The sequence below is a fragment of the Pantoea sp. X-Soil-OKNW-556 genome (assembly GCF_059730695.1).
Genome location: NZ_AP035990.1, coordinates 1,089,255 through 1,114,784, shown reverse-complemented (window position 1 = coordinate 1,114,784; position 25,530 = coordinate 1,089,255). Strand labels below are relative to the sequence as shown.

The window sequence follows — 25,530 nt, the reverse complement described above, 5'->3', positions numbered from 1 at the left end:
CTGGGTTTTATACGGAAGAAAAGATGAAAAGAGCCGTTGTAGTATTCAGTGGCGGACAAGACTCCACCACCTGTTTAATTCAGGCGTTGCAGCAGTATGATGAAGTGCATTGCGTCACCTTTGATTATGGCCAGCGTCATCGCGAAGAAATTGATGTTGCGGCCGAACTGGCAAAGAAACTTGGCGCACGCGCGCATAAGGTGCTGGATGTAACGCTGCTGAACGAATTGGCGGTCAGCAGCCTGACGCGTGATAACATCCCGGTGCCGACCTATGATCCCAACGCCAGCGGCCTGCCAAGTACTTTCGTGCCGGGACGCAACATTCTGTTTTTAACGCTGGCCTCGATTTATGCATACCAGGTGGAAGCCGAAGCCGTCATCACCGGGGTGTGTGAAACCGATTTTTCCGGTTACCCTGACTGTCGTGATGAATTCGTCAAAGCGTTGAATAACGCTGTCAGCCTGGGCATGGCGCGCAATATTCGTTTCGAAACGCCGCTGATGTGGCTCAACAAAGCGGAAACATGGGCACTGGCGGATTACTGGCAACAGTTGCCACTGGTGCGTGCAGAAACCCTGACCTGCTATAACGGCGTCAAAGGTGACGGTTGTGGCGAATGTGCTGCCTGCCATCTGCGCGCCCGTGGTCTGGCAGATTATCAGGCTAATGCCTCAGCCATCATGGCGCAGATGAAACAAAAAAGCGGGCTGGTCTGATCCCGCTTCACCCCGCTGGCGTCGCTGACGCCAGCCTCTCGTCATACCATTAATGCCGCCAGCCGTTCGCGTAACTCCCCTTCCATTGGCACTGCTTTTTGCGTACGCAGGTCAATGCAGACAAAGGTTAATGCCGCATCGGCAACCGGTGAACCATCGCCGGCTAACAACACCCGCTGCGAAATAACGCCACTCTTGCCATTCAACTGCGCTATCTCACTCTCAATCGTCAGCACGTCGCCCAGCACTGCCGGGCGGCGATAGTTAATGTTGATATTCACCACCACAAAAGCGAGCTTCTGCTGTACCAGCCAGTTGAACGCATCGACATCCTCCAGCCATTGCCAGCGCGCCTCCTCCAGAAACTCCAGGTAACGCGCATTGTTTACGTGCTGATAGACGTCAAGATGGTAACCGCGCACTTTGATCGTGGTCTGCATTATTGCTCCTGATTACGCTGTGAATGACAACTGGTTGGACCTGTTGAGCATAGCACAGCGTAAATGCAGGTTGACCTCATCCTTCCTGAGTCGCGAGCTTTCTCACAGTTTCAGGCGGGCGTTGTTACGCTCAACCAACGCGCTACCGATACCTGGCACCTCCTTTAATTGCTCAATTGCGGTAAATGGGCCGTATTGTTCGCGATAACTAACGATAGACTGGGCTTTCTTCAGGCCAATACCATTCATTGCAGCTGCAAGTTCTTCTGCGCTTGCCTGATTGATGCTGACCTGTCCTTCCGCTGGCGGTGATACCTGCGTTGCCTGTGTCTCACTGGGGCTTTCTGCCGCTGCCAGACTGGTGGAACACACCGTACCGCCAAGGGCCAGCGAGAAGAATAAGACCTGAAAAGTTTGTTTGATCATGCTGTGTCTCTCCTTGTGTTTAACAGCAGATGCAGAGTGTCACAGCACAGAATCAGGCTCAAAAGCCGAATCTCAGAAATGGAAAAGGCCGCATAAGCGGCCTTTGTCTGTTTCAACCATTCTGATTTTTTTGCGAGGCTTACTGCATTTGTGCGGCTGCGCCGTACTTGATCTTGGCCTCTTTGCGCAGGTTTTCCAGCAGGGCTTCGAAGGCGATTTGCGCGTTATTCTGCGTCACACCTTTCACCATCTGGTCAATCTGCGGTTGTGGCATGCTGCCAGTGCTGACTTTATCCAGTGCCACCAGCACCACATTACCCTGCATGTCTTCGCTCACGCCCCATGACGGTTTGTTGTCAACCGGCTGCGGCAGGTTGAATGCAGACTGTGCTACCGGGTCCTGCGCATTGCGATCGACGGTTTTGCTGGCGCTCAGCGTCAGACCGGCGGCTTGCAGCACATCCTGCTTACCGGCATTGAGATCGGCCAGCAACTTATTCGCCTGCTCTTTCGCCTGCTGGGTTGCTTTATCATGCTTCAGGGTATCGGCGATTTGTGCTTTTACCTGATCCAGCGGTTTGACTGCTTCAGGTTTGTGCTCGCTGATACGCAGGACAAACGCGCGGTCGCCATCCACTGAGATGATGTCGGAGTTATTACCCGGCGCACCATTTTGTCCGACTAAGCCACCGTTGAAAATGGCTTGTTTAACCGCGTCGAAATCCAGGTCCTGCGGCACGCTGTCCTGGCTGAACCAGTCAGTTTCAACCACTTTCAGGCCAGAAGCCTCTGCTGCGCCTGCCAGTGATTCATTGTCATTGCTGGCGGCTTCGCTGACCTTCTGTTGCATTTTATAGAAGGCATCAACGGCTTTTTCCTGCTTCACTTTTTCAGCAACTGCATCGTGCACTTCTGACAGCGGCTTAACCTGCTCCGGCTGGATATCATCCAGACGGGCAATCAGGAAACCAACCGAGGATTTGATCACACCTGAAAGCTGGCCTTTCTCGGTCAGATTGGCATTTTTCAGTTCATCCGGCGTGGTGTTCGGTTCCAGCCAGCCCATGTCGCCGCCTTTACGGGCAGAGATCGGGTCGATGGATTTGCTTTTCGCCAGGGTAGCGAAATCTTCGCCTTTTTTCAGCGCATCCAACACGGCATTGGCATCCGCTTCAGTTTTGGTCTGAATGACACTGTAGCGGTTACGTTGCGGCTGCGAGTAGTCGGCTTTGTGTTGATCAAACCAGCTCTGAATATCCGCTTCGCTGGCGCTTTCCTGCAAGCTCGCTGCATCCATCTTGATATAGCTGACGCGGAACTGCTCCGGTGCCATAAAGCTGCTTTGATGCTGTTGATAGTACTGGCTGATTTCGTCATCGGTGGTTGTTTGTTTCGCCGCCAATGCATTGACATCAATGATGGCCTGACGAATTTCGCGCTGCTGCGCCACCAGATCAACCAGCTTGCTGGTTTCGCCTTTTAGCATAAAGTCGGTGTTTGCTACGGCGTTGATCAGTTGTTGGTTTGCCAGCTGTTTACGCAGCGCTTCAGCGTATTGATCGGCAGTGAAGCCCATGCTGGTAATCAGACCGTTGTATTTGGCGTTGTCGAACTTACCATTGGTCTGGAAAGCCTGCTGATTGAAAATCGCATCCCTGACCTGATCGTCACTGATGCCCATGTGCAGATCTTTGATGTACTGATCGAGCAAAGCCTGGTCAATCAGCTGAGAAAGGGCCTGCTGGCGCATCTGCTGCATGTAGCCTTCATTACTGGCCAGCTGCGAGAATTGGTCGCCCAGCATCTGCTGCTGACGATTACGCTCAGTGTTGAACGCCTGCTCCAGCTCTCCACGACTGATCTCATGTCCGTTAACTTTGGCAGCATAATCACTGTTACCGCCGATCAGGTAGTTACCCACCCCAGTCAGAACAAAGGACAGGATAATCAATCCCAGAATGATTTTGAGCACGACGTGATTACCCGCCGCACGTAAATTGTCCATCATGGTATGACAACACTCCGCTGTAGTGTGAATGTAAAGCTCTGACACGATGTCATCATCGCGCAACTGCAATTCAGGCTGGCAGCTGACAACCCTGCGGAGACAACAGCCAAAGGGGCCATTTGCTGCGCATCAGAATAAAAAAAGGCACATCAAAATTGATGTGCCCGTATGTTACATGAGAACGGCTTTTGCGTCCTCAATCCGCTGAAGAAAATGCTTCAACGGATGTGACAGCGGTCATTAATTGACAGCGTCTTTCAGTGCTTTGCCAGCACGGAAGCCCGGCACTTTACCAGCCGGAATGGTGATTTCTTTACCGGTTTGCGGGTTACGGCCTGTGCGAGCAGCACGCTCACGAACAGAGAATGTACCGAAACCAACCAATGCCACTTCATCACCGCCTTTCAGCGCGTCAGAAACGGAACCCATGAATGCATCTAATACACGTCCAGCTGCTGCCTTAGAAATATCCGCATCTGCAGCAATTTTGTCGATCAACTGTGACTTATTCACTCTATTCATCCCCTCTTTTATTATTCACATCGCATCCGCGCTTCCCGCCGGATACGAACGCGCAGCCAGTTATATCAAGCCTGTTGAGCCGAAACAACGGTATTCGTCTTAATCGTTGATCCAGCAGCCCCCTAACTTAGCGGCACAAAAAAAGGCTGGCAAGCACCATTTCGCCTGCCCGCCTCGCTTTTTAACGGTTTTTGCCGTTAATCACTATTTTGCCGTCGCAACCTGCATACCGTAAGGGGCATTTTCCAATGCCAGGTTCAGCACTTCTTCAATGCGTTTCACTGGATGAATGGTCAAATCGGCGATCACGTTCTGCGGAATTTCTTCCAGATCGCGTTTGTTCTCGTCCGGGATCAACACCGTTTTGATGCCACCACGATGCGCTGCCAGCAGTTTTTCTTTCAAACCACCGATTGGCAGCACCTGACCACGCAAAGTGATCTCACCGGTCATTGCCACATCAGAACGCACCGGATTACCCGTCAGGCAGGACACCAGCGCGGTACACATCGCGATACCCGCACTTGGACCATCTTTCGGTGTGGCACCTTCTGGCACATGCACATGGATATCACGTTTCTCATAGAAATCACCGTTGATACCCAATTTCTCTGCACGCGCACGCACGACAGTCAATGCTGCCTGGATTGACTCCTGCATCACTTCACCCAGCGAACCGGTGTAAGTCAGTTTACCCTTGCCCGGAACACAGGCGGTTTCGATGGTCAGCAAATCACCGCCCACTTCCGTCCACGCCAGACCGGTTACCTGACCAACACGGTTTTCGCTATCCGCGCGACCATAATCAAAGCGCTGAACCCCAAGGAAATCTTTGAGGTTATCACCGTTGATGGTGATGTGTTTTTTCGCTTTGTCCATCAGCAGCGCTTTCACGGCTTTACGGCACAGTTTGGAGAGTTCACGTTCCAGACTACGCACGCCCGCTTCACGGGTGTAGTAGCGAATGATGCCCATAATGGCGCTGTCATCAACGCTGATTTCTTTCTCTTTCAGCGCGTTACGTTCAATCTGTTTCGGCAGCAGGTGCTGTTTGGCGATATTCAGTTTTTCATCTTCGGTATAACCAGACAGACGAATCACTTCCATACGATCCAGCAGAGGTGCCGGGATGTTCATCGAGTTTGAGGTCGCCACAAACATCACGTCTGACAGATCGTAATCCACTTCCAGATAGTGATCGTTAAACGCAATGTTCTGCTCTGGATCCAGCACTTCAAGCAGTGCCGAAGCCGGATCACCACGCATGTCGGACGACATTTTGTCGATTTCATCCAGCAGGAACAGCGGGTTTTTCACCCCCACTTTCGCCATTTTCTGGATCAATTTGCCCGGCATTGAACCGATGTAAGTACGGCGATGTCCGCGAATCTCTGCTTCATCACGCACCCCACCCAACGCCATACGGACATATTTACGGCCAGTTGCTTTCGCAATCGACTGACCCAGCGAGGTTTTACCTACCCCCGGCGGTCCGACCAGGCACAGAATTGGCCCTTTGATTTTGCTGACACGGCTTTGTACTGCAAGATATTCAAGGATGCGGTCTTTGACACGCTCCAGACCGTAATGGTCGGTATCCAGCGTTTCCTGCGCTTTACGCAGGTCTTTTTTCACCTTGCTGCGCGCGTTCCACGGTACCTGCACCATCCAGTCGATGTAGCCACGTACCACGGTCGCTTCTGCTGACATCGGCGACATCATTTTCAGCTTCTGCAATTCCGCTTCGGCTTTTTCACGCGCTTCGGTTGGCATTTTCGCCGCTTCAATTTTGCGTTTCAGCGCTTCATATTCGTCAGGCGCATCATCCATCTCGCCCAACTCTTTCTGAATCGCCTTCATTTGCTCATTGAGGTAATACTCGCGCTGGCTTTTTTCCATCTGCTTTTTCACGCGGTTGCGAATACGCTTCTCAACCTGTAGCAGATCGATTTCTGACTCCATCATCGCCATCAGATATTCCAGACGCTCATTGACGTCGGACATCTCCAGCACCGATTGTTTGTCGGCCAGTTTCAACGGCATATGTGCCGCAACGGTGTCAGCCAGACGGGCTGCATCGTCAATACTGTTAAGTGAGGTCAAAACCTCAGGAGGAATTTTTTTATTAAGCTTGATGTAGCCTTCAAACTGATTGATGGCCGTACGGACCAACACTTCCTGCTCGCGCTCCTCGATTTCGGGCGAGATCAGATACTCAGCCTGGGCAACGAAGTGGTCGCCATTATCTGCCAGCGTGGTGATATGTGCGCGCTGCAAACCTTCAACCAGCACTTTAACCGTACCATCCGGCAGCTTCAGCATTTGCAATACTGAAGCGACGGTCCCTACAGAGAAGAGATCGTTAATACCAGGTTCATCCGTTGAAGCCTCTTTCTGTGCAACCAGCATGATCTTCTTATCATGATCCATAGCGGCTTCGAGGCACCGAATCGATTTTTCCCGACCCACAAACAACGGAATTACCATGTGCGGATAAACCACTACGTCGCGCAGAGGCAACACAGGGATTTCAATGCGTTCAGAACGCTCAGGATTCATAGAGCTCTCTCTTAGTTTAATGTCCGCCAGGTGATGGGAACCGCCTGATCACAATCAATATGCAGTTAAACCCACAGGATATTGAGTATATGGGGATGCTTATCCGACATTCAATGTCACAGGCGTGAGAAAAACAAAAGGGGAAAGATTTTCCCCTTTTATAAGATAACAACGTGGTTTAATTGTTTATTTATTCGCCAGAGGCTTGAGCTTCATGCTTTCCGTAGATCAACATTGGCTCGGACTGGCCATCAATCACTGACTCATCAATCACCACTTTTTCGACGTCTTCCATTGAAGGCAGGTCGTACATGGTTTCGAGTAAGGCAGCTTCAACAATTGAACGCAGACCACGCGCACCGGTTTTGCGTGACATTGCTTTTTTGGCAATCGCCGTTAACGCTTCGTCACGGAACTCCAGCTCAACGCCTTCCAGGTTAAACAATGCCTGGTACTGTTTGGTCAGGGCGTTTTTCGGCTCACGCAGAATCTGGATCAGGGCTTCTTCACTCAGTTCATTCAGCGTTGCCACGACGGGCAGACGGCCAATAAACTCAGGAATCAGACCGAACTTGATCAAATCTTCTGGCTCTACCTGAGACAGCAGTTCGCCTTCGCTCGCTTTCTGCGATTTGCCTTTCACCGTTGCGCCAAAACCAATGCCTGAACCGGTTTCTGTGCGCTGAGAAATCACTTTGTCGAGACCGGCGAAAGCACCACCACAGATAAACAGGATTTTTGAGGTATCAACCTGCAAAAACTCCTGCTGCGGATGCTTACGACCACCCTGCGGCGGCACGGCTGCCACGGTACCTTCGATCAGTTTCAGTAACGCCTGCTGTACGCCCTCGCCCGATACGTCACGGGTGATAGACGGGTTGTCCGACTTACGTGAAATCTTGTCGATTTCATCAATGTAGACAATACCGCGCTGAGCTTTCTGCACATCGTAATCGCATTTTTGCAGCAGCTTCTGAATGATGTTTTCCACATCCTCGCCCACGTAACCCGCTTCGGTCAGCGTGGTGGCGTCGGCCATGGTGAATGGCACATCCAGTAAGCGTGCCAGCGTTTCCGCCAGCAGGGTTTTACCGCTACCGGTTGGACCGATCAGCAGAATGTTACTTTTACCCAGTTCGATGCCATTGCTGGTGTCACCATTGCGCAAGCGTTTGTAGTGGTTATATACCGCTACAGCCAGCACCTTTTTCGCCTTTTCCTGCCCGATAACATAATCATCGAGATGATGGCGGATTTCATGCGGCGTCGGTAGTGCACTGCGCTCGCGATGCGGGGCGACTTCTTTAATCTCTTCGCGAATGATGTCGTTACATAAATCGACACATTCGTCGCAGATATACACTGACGGCCCGGCAATCAGCTTACGCACTTCATGCTGGCTTTTGCCGCAAAAAGAGCAGTACAGCAACTTACCTGAACCGTCTTTGCGCTTATCTGTCATCAGCTAACCTCTTTTCATTCTCGGGCCATACGGGCGTACGGCAATGGCCGCACGTTACGGCCGATATTCATGCAACTCATCTGCCTGTTGTCCAGTTAACTATAGCCCAGGGACCCGGCAGATGTGTCTTATTGGCGATGCGTCAGAATAGAATCGACCAGGCCATACTCTACCGCTTCACTGGCAGAGAGGAAACGGTCACGCTCGGTGTCACGCTCAATCTGCTCCAGCGATTTACCGGTGTGTTCAGCCATCAATTCATTCATACGCTGCTTCACTTTCAGAATCTCACGCGCATGAATCTCAATGTCCGTTGCCTGCCCTTGATAGCCACCCAGCGGCTGGTGGATCATCACGCGTGAGTTAGGCAAGCAAAAGCGTTTGCCTTTGGTGCCTGCCGTCAGCAGGAACGCGCCCATTGAACAGGCCTGGCCCATACAAATGGTGCTAACATCCGGCTTAATGAATTTCATTGTGTCATAAATTGACATACCGGCGGTAATCACCCCACCCGGCGAGTTAATGTAGAGGTAGATGTCCTTCTCAGGATTCTCCGCTTCCAGAAACAGCATCTGCGCCACGATCAGGTTAGCCATATGATCTTCAACCTGGCCGGTCAGAAAGATCACACGCTCTTTGAGCAGGCGGGAATAGATGTCGTAAGAACGCTCGCCACGCGAGGTTTGTTCGACCACCATTGGCACCAGCGCCATGTGCGGTGCAGTAAATTCACGATCGCCACTGTATGACATTACCGTCTCCTGGATAAATTTCGTTGGCAACATTCTGTACCGATTTTACGTGAGACGCGCGATGAAAACTATGCGCTGCCTCCTCACTCCGACACCAACAGGACGATTAATCAGCCAGTTTCACTGTCTTCATGCATTCTCCCTGTATCTGGGGATGCTGCCCAGTTATTTCAAGCATAACAACCTTTTCCCTATTCGCTAACACGGAAAAAGAGCTTATCGGATAATTTGCCGGTTAATTAATCAAATAGAAGACAAATCCAGACTTTTCAGCGTGAGAAAATAAAAAAGCCCGCGACTTTTTGTCGCGGGCTTCGCACTTCGTGTTAACTAACGAATCAGGCCGAAGCGGTCTGGTTCATCAGTTCCTGGAAGTTGGTGGCTTTTTCGGTCACTTTCGCTTTTTCCAGCACCGCTTCAACCGCTTGCTCTTCCAGCGCGACGTTGCGCATGTTGTTCATCAGCTCGTTGTTCTTGCTGTAGAACTCGATCACTTCCTGCGGATCTTCGTAGGCAGAAGCCATCTCTTCGATCAGCGCTTTAACGCGGTTTTCATCAGCCTGCAGTTCGTTGGTGCGAATTACTTCGCCCAGCAGCAGACCAACAACAACGCGGCGTTTCGCCTGCTCTTCGAACAGCTCGCGCGGCAGTTCCAGCGCTTGCTTCTCGTTGCCACCGAAACGCTGAGCCGCCTGGCGACGCAGAACATCGATTTCGCTGTCAATCAGTGCAGCCGGTACGTCGATAGCGTTGGCATTAACCAGGCCGTCGATCGCCTGAGATTTCAGACGGTTACGGATTGCACCTTTCAGCTCGCGTTCCATGTTCTTACGCACTTCAGTACGCAGGCCCGCAACTGAACCATCTTCCACGCCAAAACGCTTGATGAATTCTTCGGTCAGTTCCGGCAGTTCGCGTACTTCAACTTTCTTCAGTACGATTTCGAACTTCGCGTCTTTACCTTTCAGGTTTTCCGCGTGGTAGTCGTCCGGGAATTTCACGTCGATGGTGAAGGTTTCACCCGCTTTGTGACCCACAACGCCATCTTCAAAACCTGGGATCATGCGGCCCTGGCCCATTGCCAGTACGAAGTCAGAGGCTTTACCGCCTTCAAACTCTTCGCCGTCAACAGAACCGGTGAAGTCGATGGTCGCGCGATCTTCAGCACCAGCCGCTGCATCGCTCTCTTTCCAGGTCGCCTGCTGCTTACGCAGGGTTTCCAGCATGGTATCGACGTCAGCGTCGGTCACTTCAACAACCGGCTTCTCAACTTCGATGGCGTCGAGACCTTTCAGCTCAACTTCCGGGTAGACTTCAAATTCTACTGTGTAGGTGAAGTCTTCACCCAGCTTGTACTCGCCTGGCACGTAGTTCGGTGCGCCAGCCGGGTTGATTTTCTCTTTAATGATGGCGTCAACAAAGTTGCGCTGCATCAGATCGCCCAGCACGTCCTGGCGAACAGAAGCACCGTAGCGCTGCGCTACGATCTGCATCGGCACTTTGCCTTTACGGAAACCATCGATACGGACTTTCTTCGCCACATCCACCAGTTCTTTCTTCACTGCGCTTTCGATGCTGTCAGCTGCAACAGTAATCGTAATGCGACGGCCCAGACCCTGAGTGGTTTCTACTGAAACTGTCATCTTGCTACCTCAAAAAATCGCGTGCTCGGTCAACTTCAGACACCACACATATGAAATGCGCCGTATCCAACTAGCGGGAGGGCATCTGCTGACAGAACCTGTTCCCTGTTGTCAGAAGCTCCCGAAGACATTCCGGAAAAATAGACGCCGCATTATAGCGGCATCATACAGGCTAGTCGAGGCTGCAAAGTCACCACTTTTGAACGACTTTGCTGCTTTTTTGCGCCGCAGATCGCGTTTAAGCGTAAATAAGGAAGTGAAAACGGCCCGCAGGCCGTTTTTTAGGCAGGTGAAGTGAGAAGAATCAGGCGAGCGTACCCGCACCACGGCAATTGGGGGAAGCCAGTACCGTATCCTGTAAACCATCCCACTCTTTTTGTGTGTAGGTATGCAGTGCCAGCGCATGCACTCCTCCGGCAAACTCTGCCGTCAGCTCGCTATAGATGGAGCGATGGCGAGCCAGGAAACGCTGGCCGGTAAAGCGGTCACTGACGATCACCACTTTGAAGTGACTTTCAGAACCAGCAGGCACGTTATGACGGTAGCTCTCATCATGCACTTCGAGGTGTGCAGGTTCGAACGCCTTACGCAGCTTTTCTTCTATTTCTTCGCGAATCATTGGTAACACTCCTCTACGGCGAGCGCTGTGCCTCATCTGTTTAAATATTAGTAGGTTTTTCGCCATTTCCGCAGGGAAGCAGGAAAAAATAATACCGGGTGTGCATCTTAACCATACTGTCACCCAGGTCAACGCCGGTTTATCTCCATCCATCTGAAAAAACCCTTTACAATCAATTTCCACTGGCATAGGGCTTTTTTCACACTCACGCAATGCTATGATGGCCGCAGTTTTGCAAACCAACCCATATACCGCTAATGAGAATGAGTATGTTGAAAAAACTGTTATTTCCTCTGCTGGCTGCCTTAATTTTGGCCGGCTGTGCCAGCAATAATACAACGCTGAATATTCAACCAAAAATTCAACTGCCGCAGCAGGACCCAAGCCTGATGGGCGTGACTGTCAGTATCAATGGTGCCGATCAGCGTAGCGACCAGGCGTTGGCTAAAGTCAACCGCGATGGTCAGTTGGTCACCCTGACGCCGTCGCGTGATATGCGTTTCCTGTTACAGGAAGTGCTGGAGAAACAGATGACCGCACGAGGCTATATGGTTGGCCCGAACGGTGCGGTTGATCTGCAAATCGTAGTCAATGGCCTGTATGCCGATGTTACCCAGGGTAACGTGCGTTACAGCATTACCACTAAAGCGGATATTTCTATTATTGCTACCGCAAAAAATGGTAACAAGCAGGTCAAAAACTACCGCCAGACCTATAGTGTAGAAGGCGCCTTCACTGCAACGAATGACAAAATTACTAACGCGGTTAACTCTACGTTAAGTGACGTAATCTCTGATATGGCGCAAGATACGAGCGTCCACAATTTCATTAAACAGAACGCCCGCTAATTCCGTCGCTCTTCGCCCGGTCATTGCTGGCCGGGTTTCACTTCAGGTTCGTTATGACTTCTCACTATCTGCGCATTTTTACCCAACGTAATGCTGCCGTTTTGCTGTTACTGGGCTTCGCCTCCGGACTTCCGCTGGCGTTAACCGCTGGCACGTTGCAGGCGTGGATGACCGTTGAGAACATCGACCTGAAAACCATTGGTTTCTTCTCCCTTGTTGGCCAGGCCTACGTCTTTAAGTTTCTGTGGTCACCCATGATGGACCGATATACGCCGCCGTTCCTCGGTCGGCGTCGCGGCTGGTTGCTGGTCACGCAGTTGTTGTTGATCGGCGGCATCGTGGCAATGGGCTTTATGCAGCCCGCCCGGGATTTAACGCTGCTGGCCGCAGTAGCAGTGCTGGTTGCGTTCTGTTCTGCCTCGCAAGATATTGTGTTTGATGCCTGGAAAACCGACATCTTACCGCCCGAAGAACGCGGCAGCGGTGCAGCCATTACCGTTTTAGGTTACCGCCTCGCGATGCTGATCTCCGGCGGTCTTGCGTTGTGGCTGGCCGATCGTTATCTCGGTTGGCAGGCCACTTACTGGTTGATGGCCATTCTGATGTTGCCAGGTCTGATTGCGACCTTGTTGGCTAAAGAACCTGAAGTTCCGGCTAATGAGCCACGTAATTTGCGCCAGGCCGTCTCGTTGCCGCTGAAAGATTTCTTCCAGCGCAATAATGCCTGGCTACTGATTACGCTCATCATCCTTTATAAGCTGGGTGATGCTTTTGCCGCCTCACTCACCACGACCTTTCTGATTCGTGGCGTTGGCTTTAATCCGGGCGATGTTGGCCTGGTCAATAAAACGCTTGGCCTGCTGGCAACCATCATTGGTGCTTTGTATGGCGGTGTGCTGATGCAACGCCTGAGTCTGTTCCGGGCGCTGATGATCTTTGGCCTGTTGCAGGCGGTATCGAATTTTGCGTACTGGCTACTGGCGGTAACACCACCTCATTTATGGAGCATGGCAGGGGCGGTATTTATTGAGAACCTGTGCGGCGGCATGGGGACAGCCGCCTTTGTCGCGCTGCTGATGACACTGTGCAACAAATCTTTCTCTGCGACACAGTTTGCCCTGCTTTCCGCACTTTCCGCTGTGGGTCGAGTGTATGTCGGGCCAGCCGCAGGCTGGTTAGTGGAACTCTGGGGATGGCCAACATTCTATGCCTTTACCGTCGTTGCAGGTTTGCCTGGTCTGCTGCTGCTGTGGGTGTGCCGTAACACGCTGAATGCAATCCAGCAAAGCGGCGAATTTCTCCCCCGTAGCCAGTGGCAACAAGGGTATCGCTGGACGGTGCGTTTGTTTAGCCTTGGCTGCGCCATGCTGGCGGTCTGGCTGCTGGCGTTGGCGCTGAGCGCCGCAGGATTCTGGCAACCCGGTAATCTACTGGCTCACCTGTTTGAAGTGGGAATGGGCCTGGCGTTGATCGCGGTGGCATTCGGGGTGACTCTTGATTGCCTCGCATTGCGAAAACACCCTCAGGTAAAAACCCATCAGGCTTAGCCGCTATATTCTTGTCGTCGAATTAATTGACTAAAAAATATCAGCGACTAAATTTTATCGGATAGCATTTTTTTACAACGTAAAAAAGAAACATTAAATTAACAATTGCCGTGAATATTAAAAACCGGTGAGCAATTATTTTGTAGATTTATTATCGCAGAAATGATGCAAAATTGTTAAATAAATGGGTATTAAAAGTACGGTTTATGCTTTCCCTGATTTTACTGCGGTTTCTATCATTTGATTTTGTTATAATAATGCCAACTGCTTGTCTGCGTTAATAATTTGTCACCCTGCGCAACATCTGTGACACCCTTAGCAAAAGGTGTCAACAGCCTTCTGACACATCCTTAAGCTGGTTTACACTGCATAAACCTTCCCGTAAAATGCGCGCACACTTAAACGACAATAGAGCCCTTTGTCATTGAGGTCGTTAAATGAGACTCAGGAAATACAATAAAAGTTTGGGGATTTTGTCATTAATTGCAGGCGCTGTATTACTCAGTGGCTGCGATAGTGCGTTGTTAAATCCCAAAGGACAGATTGCACTGGAGCAACGTTCGTTGATTCTGACAGCTTTTGGCTTGATGTTGATCGTCGTAATCCCGGCAGTCTTTATGGCGGTGTTTTTTGCCTGGAAATATCGGGCAACCAATACCAATGCGAAGTATAGCCCCAACTGGTCACACTCTAACAAAGTGGAAGCCGTGGTCTGGACCATTCCGATCCTGATCATTCTCTTCCTCGGCGTTCTGACCTGGAAATCAACCCACGCGCTGGAGCCGAGCAAACCGCTGGCCTCTGACGTCAAACCGGTTGAGATCGACGTTGTCGCGCTGGACTGGAAATGGCTGTTTATTTACCCGGAACAGGGTATTGCAACCGTTAACCAGATTGCCTTCCCGGCAAATACTCCGGTCAGCTTCAAGATCACCTCCAACTCCGTCATGAACTCCTTCTTTATTCCTACGCTGGGTAGTCAGATCTACGCGATGGCGGGCATGCAGACCAAACTGCACCTGATCGCCAACGAGCCGGGAATTTTCGACGGTATGTCTGCTAACTTCAGTGGTCGTGGTTTCTCTGGCATGAAGTTCAAAGCCATTGCCACCAAAGACGACGCGGAATTCCAGCAGTGGGTAGCCAAAGTTAAAGCGGCTCCAAACACGCTGACCACCATGGATGATTTCGAGAAACTGGCTGCGCCAAGCGAAAATCACCCGGTGGAATATTTCTCTACGGCCAACCCTGAACTGTTCAAACAAGTTATTGATAAGTTCAAGATGAGCCACGGGAAGATGGACATGCCAGAGCACGAAGGCATGGACATGAGTCACGCCGCTTCCGCGGGAGCCGAGGAATAATACGATGTTCGGAAAATTAACACTGGATGCAGTGCCGTACCATGAGCCGATTATCATGGTCACGGTTGCCGGTATCATCATAGGTGGTCTGGCTATCATTGCCGCCATCACCTACTTTGGTAAATGGCAATATCTCTGGTCTGAATGGCTGACGTCAATCGACCACAAAAAACTGGGTATCATGTACATCATCATGGCATTCGTCATGCTGCTGCGTGGCTTTGCTGATGCAGTCATGATGCGTACCCAACAGGTGATGGCTTCCGCCGGGGAAGCAGGCATACTACCACCGCACCACTACGACCAGATCTTCACCGCCCACGGCGTGATTATGATCTTCTTCGTGGCGATGCCTTTCGTGGTAGGTCTGATGAACGTTGCGGTTCCGCTGCAAATTGGTGCACGCGACGTTGCCTTCCCGTTCCTGAACAACCTGAGCTTCTGGTTCACTGCGATCGGTGTGATCCTGGTTAACCTGTCTCTGGGTGTGGGCGAGTTTGCGCAGACTGGCTGGCTGGCCTATCCGCCGCTTTCGGGTGCGGAGTACAGTCCTGGCGTCGGGGTCGATTACTGGATCTGGAGTCTCCAGCTATCCGGTATCGGGACCACGTTAACCGGTATCAACTTCTTCGTGACCATTCTGAAGATGCGTGCACCGGGCATGGACCTGTTCAAAATGCCGGTATTCACCTGGGCTGCTCTGTGTACTAACGTCCTGATCATCGCTGCGTTCCCGGTACTGACCGTAACGCTGGCACTGTTGACCCTCGACCGTTACCTCGACTTCCATTTCTTCACTAACGAAATGGGCGGTAACATGATGATGTACGTCAACCTGATTTGGGTCTGGGGTCACCCGGAAGTATACATCCTTGTCCTGCCGGTGTTTGGTGTCTTCGCTGAAGTCACTGCCACCTTCTCGAAAAAGCGTCTGTTTGGTTACACCTCTCTGGTGTGGGCGACCATCGCCATTACCGTACTGTCGTTCATCGTTTGGCTGCACCACTTCTTCACCATGGGTGCCGGTGCCAACGTTAACGCCTTCTTCGGTATCATGACGATGATCATCGCGATTCCGACCGGCGTGAAAATCTTCAACTGGCTGTTCACCATGTATCAGGGTCGTATCGAGTTCCACTCAGCAATGCTGTGGACCATCGGCTTCCTGGTAACCTTCTCTATTGGTGGTATGACGGGTGTTCTGCTGGCGGTACCGGGTGCAGACTTCGTTCTGCATAACAGCCTGTTCCTGATCGCGCACTTCCACAACGTAATCATCGGTGGTGTGGTGTTCGGTTGTATGGCTGGTGTGACTTACTGGTTCCCGAAAGCCTTCGGCTTTACCCTGAACGAAACCTGGGGCAAACGTGCCTTCTGGTTCTGGATCATCGGCTTCTTCGTAGCGTTTATGCCGCTGTATGCGCTGGGCTTCATGGGTATGACCCGTCGTGTTAGCCAGGACATCGACCCGCAGTTCCACTCACTGCTGGTGGTTGCGGCTTGCGGTGCTGCGCTGATTGCCTGTGGCATCCTGTGTCAGCTGATCATGTTCTACGTTTCTGTGCGTGACCGCGACCAGAACCGTGATCTGACCGGTGACCCGTGGGGTGGTCGTACGCTGGAGTGGGCAACCTCTTCACCGCCGCCGTTCTACAACTTTGCTGTAATCCCGCACGTTCACGAGCGCGATGCTTTCTGGGAAATGAAAGAGAAAGGCGAAGCGTATCAGCAGCCGGCTAAATATGAAGAAATTCATATGCCGAAAAACAGTGGTGCTGCCATTGTTATCGCTGCCTTCGGTACGATTTTCGGCTTCGCGGCTATCTGGCACATCTGGTGGCTGGTGGTTGTTTCCTTCCTGGGCATGATCATCTCCTGGATTGTGAAGAGCTTCGATGAAGACGTGGATTACTACGTACCGGTTGCGGAAATCGAGCAGATCGAGAAGAAGCACTTTGACGAAATCAGCAAAGCAGGTCTGAAATAATGTCAACTCAAACTGTGACGACACACCACCACGACGCCCATGCGGAGCATGGGCATCACGATGCAGGAGCCAATAAGATCTTTGGCTTCTGGATCTACCTGATGAGTGACTGCATTATCTTCGCAACGCTGTTTGCGACCTATGCAGTTATGGTCAACAACACTGCCGGTGGCCCGGCAGGTAAAGACATCTTCGAACTGCCGTTTGTACTGGTAGAAACCGCGCTGCTGCTGCTCAGCTCCATTACCTATGGTATGGCAGTGATCGCGATGAACAACCAGAACAAGGGCGCGGTCATCAGCTGGTTAGCGTTGACCTTCCTGTTCGGTGCCGGATTTATCGGGATGGAAATCTATGAATTCCATCACCTGATCATGGAAGGCTTCGGTCCAAACCGTAGCGGCTTCCTGTCCGGATTCTTTACGCTGGTTGGGACGCACGGTCTGCATGTGACCTCTGGTCTGATCTGGATGGCAGTGCTGATGTTCCAGATCTCCAAGCGTGGTCTGAGTGCCACTAACCGCACCCGTATCATGTGCCTGAGCCTGTTCTGGCACTTCCTGGATGTGGTGTGGATCTGCGTATTTACCATTGTTTACCTGATGGGGGCCATGTAATGAGTCATTCAGCAACCGAACATGGTGCATCACACGGTAGCGTGAAGTCCTACATGATCGGCTTCATCCTGTCGATCATCCTGACGGCGATCCCGTTCTGGATGGTGATGGATGGCGGCGCCTCTAAAGGCACCATTCTGGCTGTCGTTCTGGTGTGTGCGGTGGTTCAGGTGCTGGTGCACCTGGTCTACTTCCTTCACCTTGATAGCAAATCTGAGGGTGGCTGGAACATGGTGGCCATTGTCTTTGCGGCCGTCATTATTTTGATTGTCGTAGTAGGCTCACTGTGGATTATGTGGAACCTCAACTACAACATGATGGTCCACTAAGAGTCGCCCATGATGATTAAGCAATACCTGCAAGTAACAAAACCAGGAATTATTTTCGGCAATTTAATTTCTGTGATCGGTGGATTCCTGCTGGCTTCAAAAGGCAGCATTGATTACACCTTGTTCGTCATCTCACTGGTGGGTGTATCGCTGGTTGTCGCATCAGGTTGTGTTTTCAACAACGTGATTGACCGCGATATCGATATCAAGATGGAGAGAACGCGGAATCGAGTGCTGGTTAAAGGCCTTATCTCGGCGAAAGTGAGCCTGGTTTATGCAACCGCATTAGGTATTGCTGGCTTTGCGTTGCTTTATTTCGGTGCTAACCCGCTGGCCATGTGGCTGGCGGTGCTGGGCTTCGTAGTCTACGTCGGCATTTACAGCCTCTATATGAAGCGTAATTCGGTCTACGGTACGCTGATTGGTAGCCTCTCTGGCGCAATGCCGCCAGTGATTGGTTACTGCGCGGTGACTAACGAGTTTGATGCTGGCGCGCTGATTTTGCTGGCGATCTTTAGCCTGTGGCAGATGCCGCACTCCTATGCGATTGCCATCTTCCGCTTTAAAGATTACCAGGCAGCGAACATCCCGGTTCTGCCGGTGGTGAAAGGTATCTCCGTGGCGAAAAACCATATTACGCTGTATATCCTGGCGTTTATGATTGCCACGCTGATGCTGTCGCTGGGCGGCTACGCTGGCTACAAATATCTGGTCGTTGCTGCGGCAGTGAGTGTCTGGTGGCTCGGGATGGCGCTTTCAGGTTACAAAACCTCAAACGATAAAGTTTGGGCACGTAAACTGTTTGTCTTCTCCATTGTTGCTGTCACTGCTTTGAGCGTAATGATGTCGGTGGATTTTATGACCCCAGCGTCAAAAGATCTGCTGACTTACGTCTGGTAATTTAGCTCCGCAAATCCATGAAAGGGCGCGATTTTCGCGCCCTTTCTTTTTGTTACCATCGCTTAAAAACAATTGTTTTACCCGCCCTGCCCTGCTCCCTAGAATAAGTGCAGCAAATTAACAGAGGTTGCAATGAAAGATAATAAAATGACTCCGGTAGAGCTGCGTGCTACATGGGGTTTGGGTACGGTTTTTTCCCTGCGTATGCTGGGAATGTTTATGGTGCTGCCGGTGCTCACCACCTATGGCATGGCGCTACAGGGTGCCAGTGAAACATTAATTGGCCTGGCGATAGGTATCTATGGCCTGGCACAGGCGATCTTCCAGATTCCCTTTGGTTTACTCTCGGACCGTATCGGTCGTAAACCGCTGATTGTCGGTGGCCTGCTGCTGTTTGTTTTAGGTAGCGTAATTGCGGCTACCACCACCTCTATCTGGGGTGTCATTCTTGGTCGTGCCTTACAAGGCTCCGGCGCTATCGCCGCCGCAGTGATGGCCTTATTGTCCGATTTAACCCGTGAGCAGAACCGTACCAAAGCAATGGCTTTTATCGGCATCAGCTTCGGGGTCACTTTCGCTATTGCGATGGTTCTCGGTCCAATTGTCACCCATGCACTCGGCCTGCATGCATTGTTCTGGATGATTGCGATTCTGGCAAGCTGTGGCATTGTGATTACGCTGCTGGTGGTGCCCAATGCCCCAAACCATGTGCTGAACCGTGAGTCCGGCATGGTGAAAGGCAGCATCCGCGCGGTACTGACCAATTCACGCCTGGTGAAACTGAATATTGGTATCCTGTGTCTGCACATCCTGCTGATGTCGAGCTTCGTGGCGCTCCCCGGCCAGTTTGAACAAGCTGGATTCCCGGCCTCCGAGCACTGGAAAGTGTATCTGGTGACCATGCTGGTTTCCTTTGTCAGCGTCATCCCGTTCATTATTTATGCCGAAGTCAAACGCCGCATGAAACGGGTGTTTGTCAGTTGTGTCGGATTGATTGTGGTGGCGGAAATCGTACTGTGGGGAGCAGGCAGCCACTTCTGGACGCTGGTGATTGGCGTGCAGCTGTTCTTCCTGGCCTTCAACCTGATGGAAGCGATTCTGCCGTCCTTAATCAGTAAAGAATCTCCGCCGGGTTATAAAGGCACGGCGATGGGCATCTACTCCACCAGCCAATTCCTCGGCGTCGCCATTGGCGGCAGCATGGGCGGTTGGGTATTTGGTCATTTTGATGCACAAACGGTATTTCTGGTGGGTGCGGTGGTCGCGGCGATTTGGCTGTTTATCAGCATGTCGATGCAGGAACCACCTTATGTCAGCAGCCTGCGTATTGTCCTGAGCGATGCGGTGCTGGCAGTTCCCAATCTGGAGAAACGTCTGAAATCCCAGCCCGGTGTTGCGTCGGTGTTTATCGTGCCGGAAGAGAAAAGCGCCTACATCAAGATAGACAGTAAAGTGACGAGCCGCGTTGAACTGGAAGCGCTGCTCGCCAGCAGTTAAAACCAAGCCCGGCCATTGCGCCGGGCTTTTATTTACAGCGACATATCAACAACAATACGGCCTTCAATTTTACCGGCATGCATGCGGGCAAAGATATCGTTGATGTTGACCAACGGCTCCACCGCTACATTGGCTTTCACTTTGTGACGACCAGCGAAGTCGAGCGCCTCCTGCAAATCCTTACGGGTGCCGACAATTGAACCGCGCACCGTAATACCGTCCAACACCATGTCAAAAATCGACAGGTCAAATTTGCCCGGCGGCAGGCCATTCAGCACCATCGTACCGCCACGACGCATGGTTCCCAACGCTTGCTCAAAGGCTTTCGGTGAAACCGCTGTCACCAGCACACCGTGCGCGCCGCCGAAGCTTTCGTGGAAGAATTTCGCCGGATCGACATTTTTCGCGTTAGCCACCACGCTGGCACCCAGACGTTTAGCAAACTCCAGCTTCTCGTCATCAATATCAACAGCAGCCACGTTAAGCCCCATCGCTACCGCGTACTGAACAGCCATATGTCCCAAACCACCGATACCGGAAATCACCACCCAGTCACCTGGCTTGGTATCGGTCATCTTCAGCCCTTTGTACACCGTGACACCGGCACACAAAATCGGCGCGATCTCATGATACTCAATATTATCCGGCAGGATACCGACGTAGTTAGCATCCGCCAGGCAATACTCTGCAAAGCTACCATTGACTGAATAACCGGCATTCTGCTGCGACAGACACAGCGTTTCCCAGCTATCGAGACAATATTCGCAATGACCACAGGCCGAGTAGAGCCAGGGCACACCCACGCGATCGCCAAGTTTGAGATGTATCACACCTTCGCCCAGCGCCACAACCTGACCAACACCTTCATGGCCGGGAATAAAGGGGGGATTAGGTTTGATCGGCCAGTCACCTTCAGCAGCGTGCAAATCGGTATGGCAAACCCCGGTGGCGGCAATTTTTACCAAAACCTGACCCGGCCCGACCGAAGGCACCGGTACTTCTTCAATCACCAAAGGCTCACCGAACGATTTCACAACTGCCGCTTTCATCGTGGTTTTGATCTTCATGTTCATCAATTCACTCTCCAAAAGGGTCTGTTAAGGGGTTAAAAGAGCCCCAGTGGTGCGATGTCGTAGCTAACCAGCAGGTTTTTCGTTTGTTGGTAGGCGTTAAGCGCCATTTTATGCGTTTCGCGCCCTACTCCGGATTGTTTATAGCCGCCAAAAGCAGCGTGTGCCGGGTAGATGTGGTAGCAGTTGGTCCAGACGCGACCGGCTTTAATACTACGCCCCATGCGATAAGCCAGATTCGTGTTTCGTGTCCAGACACCGGCCCCAAGGCCAAATTGTGTCTGGTTGGCAATCTCCAGCGCTTCGGCCTCATCTTTAAAGGTGGTGACACCGATAACTGGCCCAAAAATCTCTTCCTGGAAACAGCGCATCTGGTTATCGCCTTTAATCAGCGTCGGCTGAATATAGAAGCCATTATCGAACGCTGGCGCAATGCTGGCGCGCTCACCGCCGGTCAGGATTTGACCTCCCTCCTGCCGCGCAATGTCGATATAAGAGAGGATTTTATCAAACTGCTGACGCGAAGCCTGGGCACCGATCATAGTTTCGGTATCCAGCGGATCTCCACGACGAATAGTGGCAATCTTAGCCATCACCCGCTCCATAAACGGGGCATAGATCGATTCATGGATCAGCGCGCGTGACGGGCAGGTACAAACTTCGCCCTGATTGAAGAAGCCCAACACCAGACCTTCCACCGCTTTTTCAATAAACTCTGGCTCACCGTCCATCACATCAGCAAAATAGATGTTGGGAGATTTACCGCCCAGTTCGACGGTACAGGGAATAATATTCTCCGCCGCGCACGCCATAATATGACGTCCCACCGGGGTCGAACCGGTAAAGGCGATTTTGGCAATACGTTTACTGGTCGCCAGCGCTTCACCCGCTTCACGGCCAAAACCCTGTACCACGTTAAGCACCCCCGCCGGGAACAGATCGCCGATTAATTCCAGCAGCAGAGTGATACCCAGCGGCGTCTGCTCGGCGGGTTTCAGAACCACACAGTTACCCGCAGCCAGCGCCGGAGCCAATTTCCAGGCCGCCATCAATAACGGGAAGTTCCACGGGATAATCTGCCCCACCACGCCCAACGGCTCGTGGAAGTGGTAGGCGACGGTGTTTTCATCGATCTCTGCCGTACTACCTTCCTGCGCGCGCAGGCAGCCCGCGAAGTAACGGAAGTGGTCAACCGCCAATGGCAGATCCGCATTCAGCGTTTCACGGATCGGCTTGCCGTTGTCCCAGCTCTCGGCTACGGCCAACATTTCCAGATTGGCTTCGATACGATCCGCCACCTGTAACAGCAGATTGGCACGGTGTTGCACACTGGTTTTTCCCCAGGCGTCAGCGGCCTGATGAGCAGCATCCAGTGCTAAGTCGATATCACGCGCGTCCGATCGAGGGAACTGCGCAATGTCGCTGCCATCAACTGGCGAGGTGTTAGTAAAGTACTGGCCGCTGAGCGGCTCTGTGAATTTGCCCGCAATGTAGTTGCCGTAAGTCGCTTTGAAAGAAACCAAAGCGCCGGGCGTGCCGGGATGTGCATAACGCATCGCAAACTCCTTAATGTAGGGTCAGATGTTCTGGAGCTGGCAGCGGCAACCTGAGGGTCGCCAGGTTGAACAGCCCGCTGCCAGCATGACTATTGCAGCGCGCGTGCCAGTTTTTTTCAGCTTGCGATGGATTAAAAAATAGTGATACTCAACATAGAGTTACATAAAAAATAACCGTAATAACTTAATGGAATGGTGCGGTAAAAATCACCATCTGTGTTGCATATCGCAACACCACAAAAACCAAATAGCTACAATGTCGCAACACTTTGCCAGGGCATGAGGTTACCAATGCAGGGAAATTCATCCGCCGCGATCAACGCTACTCCGCTTCTTAGCGATTCCTGGTTTCGTAGCCAGCTATATGGACTTGATCGCACCGCTGATGACTTTCCCCGGGTACGTCAGGGTGAACTGGCGGATTTGCTCGCCAGCAACAGCGGATTGCAGCAGTTTGCCCAGCCGGTGATCAACCAACTGGCGCAAAAGATGGCGGAGAAGCAATCGGTGGTGATCCTCTCGGATGCCAGCGGCATGGTGCTACATACCTTTGGCGATATGCAGTCGATGGAGAAAGCGCAGCGCTACGCATTGGCACCCGGCAATTTATGGAGCGAGTGTGGCCGTGGCACCAACGCCATTGGCACCGCGCTGGCAATTGACGATGGCTGCGAGATAGACGGACAGCAACATTTTCTCACGCGTAATCAGGGGTTGTACTGCGCAGCCATGCCGCTCCAGATGCCCAACGGTCAGATTGCCGGGGTGCTGGATATCTCGGGTCCGGCGCATTTCCCGCATCCACAAACCTTCAGTTGGGTGAAAGCCGCAGCCAAACAAATTGAGTATCTGTGGGTTAAGCAGAGCCTGCACCCGCAGCAGTGGCTGATGAGCCTGCATGCGCAACCACAGGGTATCGATACCAGCGACGAGTTGCTGTTGGTGTTCTCCGACAATGTGCTGATGGCAGCGAATCGCCTCGCAATGCGCGAACTGGCTCTCAGCGCGGAGCAACTCGGTTCCCTGACGTTCCAGCAACTGTTCCCCCACCAGGAGCAGGCCGCCAACACCATCCCGGTGCCGTTAAATTACTGCGCGCAAACCTTTTATTTCCGCCTGCGCGCACCCCACCGTACTCACTTCGCCACACCCGCCGCCAGCCATACGGAGCTGCCCTTCTCGTTACGACGTGATGGCGAGAAAATGGTACGTCTGCTGAACGCTGGCGTTTCATTGTGTATTCATGGTGAAACCGGCAGCGGAAAAGAGTTTGTCAGCCGTGCGTTGCATCAACAAAGCCGTTGGCGGGAAGGCAAATTTGTCGCCATCAATTGCGCCGCCATCCCGGAATCACTGATTGAATCCGAGTTATTTGGCTATCAGCCTGGTGCCTTTACCGGTGCGGGTAAAAACGGCTATATCGGTAAAATCCGTGAAGCCGACGGTGGCGTGTTGTTCCTGGATGAAATTGGCGATATGCCGCTGGCGTTGCAAACCCGCCTGCTGCGCGTGTTGCAGGAAAAAGAAGTGTCACCCCTGGGTTCCAGCCGCAGTTGGCCAGTCAACTTTGCGGTAATTTGCGCCACGCATCGCGATCTGGCGCAACGCGTGGCTGAAGGCGAGTTCCGCGAGGATTTACTTTACCGCTTACAGGAATTTTCCATGACCATCCCGCCGCTGCGCGAGTGGCCAGATTTAGCGGGCTTTATTCAGCGTTTGTGGCTGGAGTTGGGAGGTGGCGATCGCGATATTCAGTTGTCGCCCTCGTTGCTGACCTCGTTGGCTCAGCTCCCGTGGCCAGGCAATGTGCGTCAGTTGCGCAGCCTGTTGCGCGTATTGCTGGCGCTGGCGGATGAAGGGGAAGAAGTAAGCGAAGTGCATTTGCCCGCCGAATACCGTCGTGCCGCCGCTCCGGTGGTAGTCGAGAATTTGCAAAGTCATGATGAACGGCTGATTGCCGAAACGCTGCAACGCTTTAATGGCAATATCAGTAAAACTGCGCAGGCATTGGGTATCGCGCGCAGCACGCTGTATCGCCGTGCCGCACGCGACAAAGGCGATTAATCGCGGAAGTTTTTGAACTGGAATGGCTGACCGAGATTGCCGCCACGCACCAGCGCCATCGCGCCTTGCAAATCGTCACGCGATTTACCGGTGACGCGCAGTTCATCACCCTGAATCTGCGTCTGAACTTTCAGCTTGCTGTCTTTGATCAGCTTCACCAGTTTCTTCGCCACGTCGCTTTCGATGCCTTTTTTCAGTTTGGCTTCGACGCTCCAGCTTTTACCGCTGTGCTCGATCTCTTCCGGGACTTCAATTGCTGCCCCTTCAATTCCGCGCTTCAGCAGCTTTTCTCTTAAAATATCCACCAGCTGCTTGACCTGAAAATCAGACTCCGTGGTGATTTTGATGGTCTCATTCTTTTCGTTCAGCTCAATGCTGGCGCTGACGTTACGGAAATCAAAACGGGTAGACAGTTCACGGCTCGCATTTTCCACCGCATTACGGACTTCCTGTAGTTCGACTTCGGAAACGATATCGAAAGATGGCATCTTGTCTTCTCCTGACGCTAAAGTGACATGCATAATACGCGTCTTGTCGCGCTAATAAAACACGATACACCGAAAGCTATACTGATAGTGTGTAGTGAAAACGATAACCCGTC

Annotated in this window: 22 protein-coding genes; 10 read left to right on the top strand and 12 right to left on the bottom strand. The window is 52.1% G+C overall.

Annotation, left to right across the window (positions count from 1 at the left end; genetic code table 11):
- The first annotated feature begins 23 nt into the window (after nucleotides 1–23).
- Entirely contained in the window at nucleotides 24–719 is a 696-nt protein-coding gene (gene queC, locus AC6I8T_RS04975) for a 7-cyano-7-deazaguanine synthase QueC (RefSeq protein ID WP_497833548.1), read from the top strand.
- A 41-nt stretch (nucleotides 720–760) separates the two neighbouring features.
- On the opposite strand, the gene AC6I8T_RS04970 is transcribed toward queC, so the two are convergent.
- The 9 genes from AC6I8T_RS04970 to bolA all read right to left on the bottom strand — a co-directional run bounded on the left by AC6I8T_RS04970 (nucleotide 761) and on the right by bolA (nucleotide 11,150).
- Nucleotides 761–1,159, bottom strand: a complete 399-nt coding sequence (locus AC6I8T_RS04970) for an acyl-CoA thioesterase (protein WP_021185837.1) — start codon at nucleotides 1,157–1,159, stop codon at nucleotides 761–763.
- 102 nt (nucleotides 1,160–1,261) lie between these two features.
- Complete coding sequence (locus AC6I8T_RS04965; RefSeq protein WP_208724960.1) at nucleotides 1,262–1,585, bottom strand: ComEA family DNA-binding protein; 324 nt, start codon at nucleotides 1,583–1,585, stop codon at nucleotides 1,262–1,264.
- A 139-nt stretch (nucleotides 1,586–1,724) separates the two neighbouring features.
- Nucleotides 1,725–3,593, bottom strand: a complete 1,869-nt coding sequence (ppiD, locus tag AC6I8T_RS04960) for a peptidylprolyl isomerase (protein WP_208724959.1) — start codon at nucleotides 3,591–3,593, stop codon at nucleotides 1,725–1,727.
- 240 nt (nucleotides 3,594–3,833) lie between these two features.
- A complete protein-coding gene (gene hupB / locus AC6I8T_RS04955) occupies nucleotides 3,834–4,106 on the bottom strand; it encodes a nucleoid-associated protein HU-beta (protein ID WP_014606441.1) in 273 nt (90 codons plus the stop codon).
- Between the two features lie 213 nt (nucleotides 4,107–4,319).
- A complete protein-coding gene (lon, locus tag AC6I8T_RS04950; protein WP_013508136.1) occupies nucleotides 4,320–6,674 on the bottom strand; it encodes an endopeptidase La in 2,355 nt (784 codons plus the stop codon).
- 190 nt (nucleotides 6,675–6,864) lie between these two features.
- A complete protein-coding gene (clpX, locus tag AC6I8T_RS04945) occupies nucleotides 6,865–8,136 on the bottom strand; it encodes an ATP-dependent protease ATP-binding subunit ClpX (protein ID WP_021185840.1) in 1,272 nt (423 codons plus the stop codon).
- 128 nt (nucleotides 8,137–8,264) lie between these two features.
- On the bottom strand, nucleotides 8,265–8,888 hold the full coding sequence (gene clpP, locus AC6I8T_RS04940) for an ATP-dependent Clp endopeptidase proteolytic subunit ClpP (RefSeq protein WP_013508134.1): 624 nt from the start codon (nucleotides 8,886–8,888) through the stop codon (nucleotides 8,265–8,267).
- A 338-nt stretch (nucleotides 8,889–9,226) separates the two neighbouring features.
- Nucleotides 9,227–10,531: a trigger factor gene (tig, locus tag AC6I8T_RS04935; RefSeq protein WP_021185841.1), complete on the bottom strand. Its 1,305-nt coding sequence runs from the start codon at nucleotides 10,529–10,531 to the stop codon at nucleotides 9,227–9,229.
- Between the two features lie 304 nt (nucleotides 10,532–10,835).
- Nucleotides 10,836–11,150: a transcriptional regulator BolA gene (gene bolA / locus AC6I8T_RS04930; RefSeq protein WP_013508132.1), complete on the bottom strand. Its 315-nt coding sequence runs from the start codon at nucleotides 11,148–11,150 to the stop codon at nucleotides 10,836–10,838.
- 269 nt (nucleotides 11,151–11,419) lie between these two features.
- Between bolA and AC6I8T_RS04925 the strand changes: the two genes are divergently transcribed.
- The 8 genes from AC6I8T_RS04925 to AC6I8T_RS04890 all read left to right on the top strand — a co-directional run bounded on the left by AC6I8T_RS04925 (nucleotide 11,420) and on the right by AC6I8T_RS04890 (nucleotide 20,239).
- The gene (locus AC6I8T_RS04925) at nucleotides 11,420–11,998 is read left to right on the top strand and encodes a lipoprotein (protein WP_021185842.1); all 579 of its coding nucleotides are present in this window, start codon (nucleotides 11,420–11,422) and stop codon (nucleotides 11,996–11,998) included.
- 53 nt (nucleotides 11,999–12,051) lie between these two features.
- Complete coding sequence (gene ampG / locus AC6I8T_RS04920; RefSeq protein WP_208724958.1) at nucleotides 12,052–13,545, top strand: muropeptide MFS transporter AmpG; 1,494 nt, start codon at nucleotides 12,052–12,054, stop codon at nucleotides 13,543–13,545.
- Between the two features lie 437 nt (nucleotides 13,546–13,982).
- The gene (gene cyoA / locus AC6I8T_RS04915) at nucleotides 13,983–14,909 is read left to right on the top strand and encodes a cytochrome o ubiquinol oxidase subunit II (protein WP_208724957.1); all 927 of its coding nucleotides are present in this window, start codon (nucleotides 13,983–13,985) and stop codon (nucleotides 14,907–14,909) included.
- A 4-nt stretch (nucleotides 14,910–14,913) separates the two neighbouring features.
- Nucleotides 14,914–16,896: a cytochrome o ubiquinol oxidase subunit I gene (gene cyoB, locus AC6I8T_RS04910; protein ID WP_021185845.1), complete on the top strand. Its 1,983-nt coding sequence runs from the start codon at nucleotides 14,914–14,916 to the stop codon at nucleotides 16,894–16,896.
- The gene (locus tag AC6I8T_RS04905) at nucleotides 16,896–17,513 is read left to right on the top strand and encodes a cytochrome o ubiquinol oxidase subunit III (RefSeq protein ID WP_013508127.1); all 618 of its coding nucleotides are present in this window, start codon (nucleotides 16,896–16,898) and stop codon (nucleotides 17,511–17,513) included. The genes cyoB and AC6I8T_RS04905 overlap by 1 nt, the downstream gene beginning before the upstream one ends.
- Nucleotides 17,513–17,842: a cytochrome o ubiquinol oxidase subunit IV gene (locus AC6I8T_RS04900; RefSeq protein WP_036627544.1), complete on the top strand. Its 330-nt coding sequence runs from the start codon at nucleotides 17,513–17,515 to the stop codon at nucleotides 17,840–17,842. Before AC6I8T_RS04905 ends, AC6I8T_RS04900 begins: the two co-directional genes overlap by 1 nt.
- A gap of 12 nt (nucleotides 17,843–17,854) precedes the next feature.
- Nucleotides 17,855–18,742, top strand: coding sequence for a heme o synthase (gene cyoE / locus AC6I8T_RS04895; protein WP_036627589.1), 888 nt, complete (start codon nucleotides 17,855–17,857; stop codon nucleotides 18,740–18,742).
- Nucleotides 18,743–18,874: 132 nt separating this feature from the next.
- Nucleotides 18,875–20,239 carry an MFS transporter gene (locus AC6I8T_RS04890; RefSeq protein WP_497833547.1) on the top strand — a complete coding sequence of 455 codons (1,365 nt, stop codon included), beginning with the start codon at nucleotides 18,875–18,877 and terminating at the stop codon, nucleotides 20,237–20,239.
- Between the two features lie 32 nt (nucleotides 20,240–20,271).
- Here the strand turns inward: AC6I8T_RS04890 and adhP are convergent, their stop codons facing one another.
- A complete protein-coding gene (gene adhP, locus AC6I8T_RS04885) occupies nucleotides 20,272–21,312 on the bottom strand; it encodes an alcohol dehydrogenase AdhP (protein WP_497833546.1) in 1,041 nt (346 codons plus the stop codon).
- A 32-nt stretch (nucleotides 21,313–21,344) separates the two neighbouring features.
- The gene (gene exaC / locus AC6I8T_RS04880; RefSeq protein WP_021185850.1) at nucleotides 21,345–22,865 is read right to left on the bottom strand and encodes an acetaldehyde dehydrogenase ExaC; all 1,521 of its coding nucleotides are present in this window, start codon (nucleotides 22,863–22,865) and stop codon (nucleotides 21,345–21,347) included.
- A 291-nt stretch (nucleotides 22,866–23,156) separates the two neighbouring features.
- Here exaC and AC6I8T_RS04875 point away from each other — a divergent pair, with 291 nt between their 5' ends.
- Nucleotides 23,157–24,929: a sigma-54-dependent Fis family transcriptional regulator gene (locus AC6I8T_RS04875; protein ID WP_021185852.1), complete on the top strand. Its 1,773-nt coding sequence runs from the start codon at nucleotides 23,157–23,159 to the stop codon at nucleotides 24,927–24,929.
- Here the strand turns inward: AC6I8T_RS04875 and AC6I8T_RS04870 are convergent.
- A complete protein-coding gene (locus AC6I8T_RS04870; protein ID WP_021185853.1) occupies nucleotides 24,926–25,417 on the bottom strand; it encodes a YajQ family cyclic di-GMP-binding protein in 492 nt (163 codons plus the stop codon). The two genes, AC6I8T_RS04875 and AC6I8T_RS04870, sit on opposite strands and share 4 nt — an antisense overlap.
- Nucleotides 25,418–25,530 lie beyond the last annotated feature (113 nt).